Annotated in this window: 5 protein-coding genes; 2 read left to right on the top strand and 3 right to left on the bottom strand. The window is 51.9% G+C overall.

Translation table 11 applies throughout. The features are described from left to right. Positions 1-180, top strand: a 180-nt coding sequence (locus tag BLU57_RS13220) for a fatty acid cis/trans isomerase (protein WP_143026985.1), incomplete at its 5' end; no start/stop codon positions are given. 142 nt (positions 181-322) lie between these two features. Here BLU57_RS13220 and BLU57_RS13215 read toward each other — a convergent pair. Both BLU57_RS13215 and dnaE read right to left on the bottom strand, forming a co-directional pair. After that, positions 323-1,183: a hypothetical protein gene (locus BLU57_RS13215; protein ID WP_090321789.1), complete on the bottom strand. Its 861-nt coding sequence runs from the start codon at positions 1,181-1,183 to the stop codon at positions 323-325. Between the two features lie 63 nt (positions 1,184-1,246). After that, the gene (gene dnaE / locus BLU57_RS13210) at positions 1,247-4,735 is read right to left on the bottom strand and encodes a DNA polymerase III subunit alpha (RefSeq protein ID WP_090321787.1); all 3,489 of its coding nucleotides are present in this window, start codon (positions 4,733-4,735) and stop codon (positions 1,247-1,249) included. A 62-nt stretch (positions 4,736-4,797) separates the two neighbouring features. Here dnaE and trhP point away from each other — a divergent pair, with 62 nt between their 5' ends. Continuing rightward, on the top strand, positions 4,798-6,165 hold the full coding sequence (gene trhP, locus BLU57_RS13205) for a prephenate-dependent tRNA uridine(34) hydroxylase TrhP (protein WP_090321784.1): 1,368 nt from the start codon (positions 4,798-4,800) through the stop codon (positions 6,163-6,165). On the opposite strand, the gene BLU57_RS13200 is transcribed toward trhP, so the two are convergent. Beyond that, a complete protein-coding gene (locus tag BLU57_RS13200; RefSeq protein WP_371113169.1) occupies positions 6,121-7,194 on the bottom strand; it encodes a hydrolase in 1,074 nt (357 codons plus the stop codon). The two genes, trhP and BLU57_RS13200, sit on opposite strands and share 45 nt — an antisense overlap. Positions 7,195-7,307 lie beyond the last annotated feature (113 nt).

Here is a 7,307-nt window from a genome sequence, read left to right as displayed (position 1 = left end):
GCATCGCTGCTGGGTATCGCTGAAAAGGAAGAACACTTCGAACATATTGTGAACAGATGGGGCGTGCGGCGCACGCACCCGCAGTTCTGGGAAATCCTGCATGACATTACTGGCTGGCAAAAAGAGCGGGAACCCCTGATCGCTGGTATCTTCGATATCAACCGCTATGAGAATTTTTAGGATTACTACGATGCAATGAGATTCGGACAGTTCATGAATTATCCGATGAGTCTGCCGCTGGAAAAGTGAAAGGTAATTGCGGGTACCGATAAAATCGATGCGCCTCTTTGCATCGGCGCACCCTTATCTTGCTAAGTACATTTTATTGCATCCAAATATATTGTCTAGATTCAAAGTACTTATCGAGTATCTTGTAGCGATCAAATAGCTTTTTATCATCTACAGCCTGGAATCGTTCTAATTGTGCACGGATAAATGTTCTAGCGTCGTGAAATACTTGATTGTCAACAGTCGATCCTATGTATTGTCTGAACTTTTCTCCAAGGTAATCAATACAAAAGAGTCCATCTTCTATATCTTGATGAATCATATCGAGGCAGGTTGTGGCCATAGTTCGTACATACTGAACCTCGAGATCTTGACCAGGCATATTGGCGTACTGATGCAAGTAGTTCATCATTTCATTACCAAGAACAATTCGAGGAAATTTTGCAGCTTCGCTTTCCAATTGATATGCGCGCGCCACTACGCAGCCATAAAGTTCATTTTGATTCAGTTCCACTCCCCAGGCAATGTCAAGACCGCCACGTATCGGTTGGCCCGAGGCAAGGCCCACGAAACACAGAGCTCCACAGGAAGAAATGAGTCCATATATGCCGTTAATCGGTAAGTGGTTAGCATTAGGAACAAGTGAGATATATGAGAAAAGCCCATCAGAAAATCTTTGAAACTTTAACTGGGTTCTCTTCATTCGCAAATGTAGTTCGCGATGTTCCGGTTTCACTCTAGAAGAATCTGGTCCTTGGTTGATAGCAGAGTAAAAGTCGTTGAATTGGCTGTGCAAGTTCTGAATTGCGTCAATCGATTGTTTTGCTATTTTGATAAACTCTTCTTTTGAGTTCGGAGTTAGTTCGCAGCCTTCTAGCGCTGCTCGTTGACCCAAGAGGTCGATAAACGCAGCGGCATAGTTTTGCACTATTAAACGATCGTCGGAGTTTGTCATTATCAACAATATCTAAATAAAATTAGGCTCTCGAAGTACCACAGTAAATTACGTAGAGTATTTTTAATAACCAACCCCAACATTCCCAGTTCCAAAGTGTACATTCAACGCCTGCAACAACTCATCATGCACATAAACCCGCCAGTCATTCCCCAGTTCGAGCTCGCTGCTGGCAAGCTCATTGTGATAAACGACAGTAACCGGACAGTAATTCGCATACGGTTTTTGCGCTTGGGGGGTGAAAGGCGTTAGTAATGCTTTAAGGCTGGAGGTTTGTCCGATGGTGTTAGCATCGCAGCGGATTTTGATCTGTTTAGCGAAGCGTGAGCGGATGCCGGCAAGGTCGTAGAGTTGCTCGGCGGTGATGCGGAGTTCGTCGCTTTCTTCGCCGTTGTAGTTGCGATTGCTGATTTTGGCTTCGGCGATCAGCAGTTGATCTTCTTTGAGCCAGGCGCGATTGGCATCGAATAACTCACTATAAACGACCAATTCAAGGCGTGCCTTGCCATCGTCCAGGTTGATGATGCACATGCGGCCGCGGCGAGTCATTTGCACGCGCACCGAGTGGATGATGCCGGCGATCAGTTGCGGTTCGCGGCTGGGATTCAGCCGGTCGAGCCGGGTGCGGATGAAGCGTTTCAATTCCGCGGCATAGGTATCGAACGGATGGCCGCTGAAGTAATAACCGAGGCCGATTTTTTCCTGGTGCAGCTTTTCCCGTTCGGACCAAACCTCGGTTTGAATCAGTTGCGTTTGCAGATGTGAATGGTCGCCGGTTTCACCAAACAAATTGGTCTGACTGGCAGACCGGCTCATTTGTTCAGCGGATTCGATCGCCACCCCGACGGAAGCGATCAGGCTGGCGCGATTGGTATCGATGGTATCAAACGCGCCGACGCGGATCAGCGATTCCATCACGCGGCGGTTGGCGATGCGCCGGTCGACGCGGTTGCAGAAATCGAATAAATCGCTGAACGGGCCGGTTTGTCCGCGCACCGCAATGATCGAATTGACTGCCGATTCTCCGGTGCCTTTGACCGCGCCGAGACCAAAGCGGATGGTTTTGCTATCCACGGGAACAAACCGGTAGTCGGACAAGTTGATGTCGGGCGGGAGAATCGTCAAACCGTTGGCGATGCTGTCCTCGACGAAGATCTGCACTTTATCGGTGTCGTCCATGTCGGCGGACAAACACGCTGCCATGAATTCGGCCGGGTAGTGCGCTTTCAGGTAGGCGGTTTGGAATGCGATCAGCGCGTATGCGGCGGCATGCGATTTGTTGAAGCCGTAACCGGCGAATTTCTCCATCAAGCCGAACAGTTCGGTGGCTTTGTCTTCGCTCAAGTTGTTGTTGATTGCACCGGAGACGAAAATATCGCGTTGCTGCGCCATTTCCTCGACTTTCTTCTTACCCATCGCACGGCGCAGCAAATCTGCGCTGCCCAGACTGTAGCCGCCAATGACCTGAGCGATCTGCATGACCTGTTCCTGGTAAATCATGATGCCGTATGTCGGCCCGAGGATCGGCTCCAGGCGTGGATCGAGATATTCGATCGTTTTCCGGCCATGTTTGCGGTCGATGAATTCCGGAATCAGATCCATCGGGCCGGGGCGGTACAACGCGACCAGCGCGATGATATCCTCAAAGCGATCTGGTTTGGCTTTTTGCAGCAAATCGATCATGCCGCGCGATTCAAACTGGAAAATGCCGACGGCGTTACCTTTTCGCATCAACGCATACGTTGCTTCATCATCCAGCGGCAATGTTTCCAGTGAAAAAGGTTGATCAGCGGCCGATCCACTGTTTAGATGTGACTGACGGATGTAGCCGACGGCACGATCCAGAATGGTCAGCGTGCGCAGTCCAAGAAAGTCGAATTTCACCAGACCGATTTTTTCGACGTCGTCTTTGTCGAGCTGGCTGACCACCGAATCGGCGGATTCGGTGCAGTAAATCGGGCAAAAATCGGTGATTTCGCTCGATGCGATCAGCACGCCGCCGGCATGCATGCCGATATTGCGCGTGATCCCTTCGAGGCTTTCCGCCAGTTCTAGCAGGTTGCGAACGTCTTCCTCTTCAGCGGCGCGCTGATTGAGTTGCGGTTCGAGCTGGCGCGCTTTTTTGAGCGTCATGCCGATCTCGAACGGTATCAATTTGGCGAGCTGATCGACAAAGTTGTACGGTAAGTCCATGACCCGGCCGATATCGCGGATCACCGCCTTCGCCGCCATCGTACCAAAGGTGGCGATTTGCGAGACTTTGCCGGTGCCATAGCGCTGCTTGACGTATTCGATCACCAATTCGCGCCGGTCCTGGCAGAAGTCGATATCGAAGTCCGGCATCGAAATGCGCTCGGGATTGAGGAAACGTTCAAACAGCAAGTCGTAGCGCAGCGGGTCGAGATCGGTGATACCCAATGAATACGCCACCAGCGAACCCGCGCCGGAGCCGCGCCCGGGACCGACCGGCACGTTGTTGTGTTTGGCCCAGTTGATAAAGTCGGCGACGATCAAGAAATAACCGGGGAATCCCATCTGAATGATGGTTTTTACCTCGAACTCGAGGCGCGCCTGATATTTCGGCAGCTTATCGGCACGTACTTGGGCATCCGGGAATAGTTCGGCCATGCGTTTTTCCAGACCGATTTGAGCTTGGTCGCGTAAATACGCATCAAGACTTTCGTTGTTGGGCGTAGGGAACAGCGGCAAGCGGTTGACGCCCAGTTCCAGCACCAGATTACAGCGCTTGGCAATCTCGATAGTATTCGCCAGTGCGCTGGGGATATCGGCGAACAGTTGCGTGATCTCGGCCTGGGTTTTGAAATATTGCTGTCCGGTGAAATTTTTCGGGCGGCGCTTGTCATCCAGGGTGTAGCCTTCGGCGATACACACCCGGGCCTCGTGTGCGCGGAATTCTTCCGCATTGAGAAACTGTACTGCCTGCGTGGCCACGACGGGTAAATTCAATTGGCGCGCTAGCGCCAGCGATTGCTGCACCAGCATGGTTTCATTCGGGTGGCCGTCGCGTTGGATTTCAAGATAAAAACGCTCGGGAAACAAACTGGCCCATTTGCGAGTCTGAATTTCGGCTTGTTGCGGATTATTCTGCAAAATGGCCAATCCGATGTCGCCAAAGCGGGCACCCGACAGCGCGATGAGTCCTTGTGTGCCCGATTCATCGGGATGCAGCCACGATTCCCGGATTTCGGCCCGGCCGTGATATTGATTTTCCCGGTAAGCGCGTGACAGCAAGCGCGACAACAGCAAGTAACCGTCGCGTGACTGGCACAGCAATAACAACCGGATCGGCTTGTTGCGGTCGGACTCGTTGGTGATCCAGACGTCGCAGCCGAGTATCGGTTTGATGCCGTTTTTATGGGCGCTTTGGTAAAATTTCACCAGCCCGAACAAATTGGCGAGATCGGTCAGCGCCAGTGCCGGCATTTGATCCGCTACCGCTTTGGCAACGACATCGGGAATCCGGACGGTGCTATCCAAAATGGAGTATTCGCTGTGCAACCTTAAGTGAATGAAAGCAGGGTGAGCGGGCATGGTGGTACAATTCGAGTTCGCGGAAACTCTGTCATTTATACAATCGAGCGTTATTCTACCTTATGTTGAAATCACCTGAACTTTTACTTCCAGCCGGTTCTTTGGACAAAATGCGCATTGCCTATGCGTTTGGCGCTGATGCGGTGTATGCCGGGCAGCCGCGTTATTCGATGCGTGCGCGTAACAATGAATTCGCTTTGGAACAACTGCAAGCCGGGATCGCGGAAGCGCATGCGCTGGGGAAAAAATTCCTCGTGGCCAGCAATATCATGCCGCATAACGCCAAAGTGAAGACGTACCTGGACGATATGGCGCCGGTCATCGCCATGAAACCGGATGCGCTGATCATGGCCGATCCGGGGTTGATCATGATGGTGCGCGAGAAATGGCCGGATGTGCCGATTCATTTGTCGGTGCAGGCCAATACCGTGAATTACATGGGTGTTAAATTCTGGCAGAAAATCGGTCTGACACGGGTAATTCTGTCGCGTGAATTATCGCTTGATGAAGTGGCGCAGATCCGCGATTACTGTCCCGATATGGAACTGGAGGTTTTTGTGCATGGTGCGCTGTGTATTGCGTATTCCGGACGCTGCCTGCTGTCGGGCTATTTTAACCATCGCGATCCGAATCAGGGCACGTGCACCAACTCATGCCGCTGGGATTACAAAGTGAAATCCGCCGAAGAGAATCCGAGCGGCGATATTCAAGAGATTGGCAAAATCGATTTTGATTTCGGTCAAGCGATGCAACAATCCGAACAATCGGCCCTGTCTGGCGGTTGCGGTTCGATTCCACGGCACCCGGCCGCCGATCAGGTGTATCTCATCGAAGAGAAAGAGCGTCCTGGCCAGCTCATGCCGATCATGGAAGACGAGCACGGCACGTACATCATGAATTCCAAGGATTTGCGCGCGGTCGAGCATGTCGAACGGCTGGTCAAAATCGGTGTCGATTCACTGAAAATCGAGGGGCGCACCAAGTCGCTATATTATGTGGCGCGCACGGCGCAGGTTTACCGCAAAGCAATCGATGACGCCGTGGCCAATAAACCGTTTGATCTGGCTTTATTAGGCGAGCTGGAAGGTCTTGCCAATCGTGGCTACACCAGCGGTTTTTATCAGCGCCATAGCACGCAGGAAACGCAAAACTATATGCGCGGGCATTCGGAATCCAACCGCAGCCAATACGTCGGCGATATTACCGGTTTTGATGAAACCAACGGTATGGCGGAAATATTGGTGAAAAACCGCTTTCAAGTGGGCGACCGCTTGGAAATTATTCATCCCGCAGGCAACCAGATTGTCGAATTATCGCACATGCTGGATGGTGCGGGACGGCCGGTGCAGATTGCACCCGGCAGTGGCCACCGCGTCAAGATACCGTTAGCCGGAAACGTGCAGAACGCTTTTGTCGCGCGCTTTTTCTGAGTCGATGTGCCGGCACTGGTGATGGAAGAAACTGAGAATCTTTTGCGGTAGCCAGCTTAGTTTTCCCGGGAATGGGCCTTGCATGAATCCGGCGTGACCGCCTTCTTCCGGAAATTCCAATGTAACCATGGCTGATACTTCAGTCTGCGCGGGGAGTACCGATGCCGGCATGAATGGGTCGTTCCGCGCATTGATCACCAGCGTGGGTACCTGTACGTGCGGCAACCATTGCTTACTGCTGGATTGCCGCCAGTAATCGTCGGTATCGCGAAAACCATGCAAGGGTGCCGTGACGATATTGTCAAAATCATAAATCGACGCGCATTTTTTCAGCGCACGGGCATCGAACAAACCTGGAAACTGTTTCAATTTATCAAAGGCTTTGTTTTTCAGCGTATTCAGGAAATGGCGCGTGTAGACTTGATTAAAGCCCTTATCCAGGGCTGAACCGGCTGCCGCCAGATCGAGCGGTACGGATACTGTTGCAACCCCAGCTACGAGTTCTTTGGCGCGCTCTCCTTGTTCGCCTAGCCATTTTAAGAGCGCATTACCACCCAGCGAAACGCCCATCACATACACTGGTTGCGCTGTACCGGTTGTTTGCGCCTGAGTCGTGATCCACCGCAGCATCCAGTCGATTTCGCTGGAATCACCGGCATGATAGGCGCGCGATAAGCGGTTTGGTTCACCGGAACAACCGCGGAAATGAATCACGGCGCAACGCCAGTGATGGCGTTTCAGGCTGTTGATCATACTGAGAATATAATGGCTTGATGAACCGCCTTCCAGGCCATGAAAAAACACGACCAGAGGGGATTCGTCCGATCCATCGCTCCAGTCGACATCGATAAAATCCCCGTCATCCAGCTCCCAGCGCTCGCGCCGGTAGGTAAACCGTTGTGCAGGTTTATTAAAGTAGGGGTAGAGCGTTTGCAGGTTGCCACCGGGCAACCAGGATGGTGCTGTGTAGTGCGCTGTATACAAAGGAATTGTATTTCCGGAAATGGGTATTATTTTACGCTGCGGCATTCGGGTTGTTTATCGCTGTTTAATTTCAGTGAATATACCCTAACTTGCACGGATTCTAAAACAACAATGGCCAGCTGTTCAGGCTGACCATTGTTGTGAGGCCGCGAATAAAC

It is taken from the genome of Nitrosomonas oligotropha, assembly GCF_900106555.1.
GTDB classification, from domain to species: domain Bacteria; phylum Pseudomonadota; class Gammaproteobacteria; order Burkholderiales; family Nitrosomonadaceae; genus Nitrosomonas; species Nitrosomonas oligotropha_A.
Note: the sequence above shows the minus strand (reverse complement) of the source record. Positions and strands in the feature narration are given on the sequence as shown.

Bases quoted from the DNA above. Each gene is read 5' to 3' on its own strand.
- BLU57_RS13215 (WP_090321789.1), bottom strand. From the start codon at position 1,183: ATGACAAACTCCGACGATCGTTTAATAGTGCAAAACTATGCCGCTGCG.
- dnaE (WP_090321787.1), bottom strand. From the start codon at position 4,735: ATGCCCGCTCACCCTGCTTTCATTCACTTAAGGTTGCACAGCGAATAC.
- trhP (WP_090321784.1), top strand. From the start codon at position 4,798: ATGTTGAAATCACCTGAACTTTTACTTCCAGCCGGTTCTTTGGACAAA.
- BLU57_RS13200 (WP_371113169.1), bottom strand. From the start codon at position 7,194: ATGCCGCAGCGTAAAATAATACCCATTTCCGGAAATACAATTCCTTTG.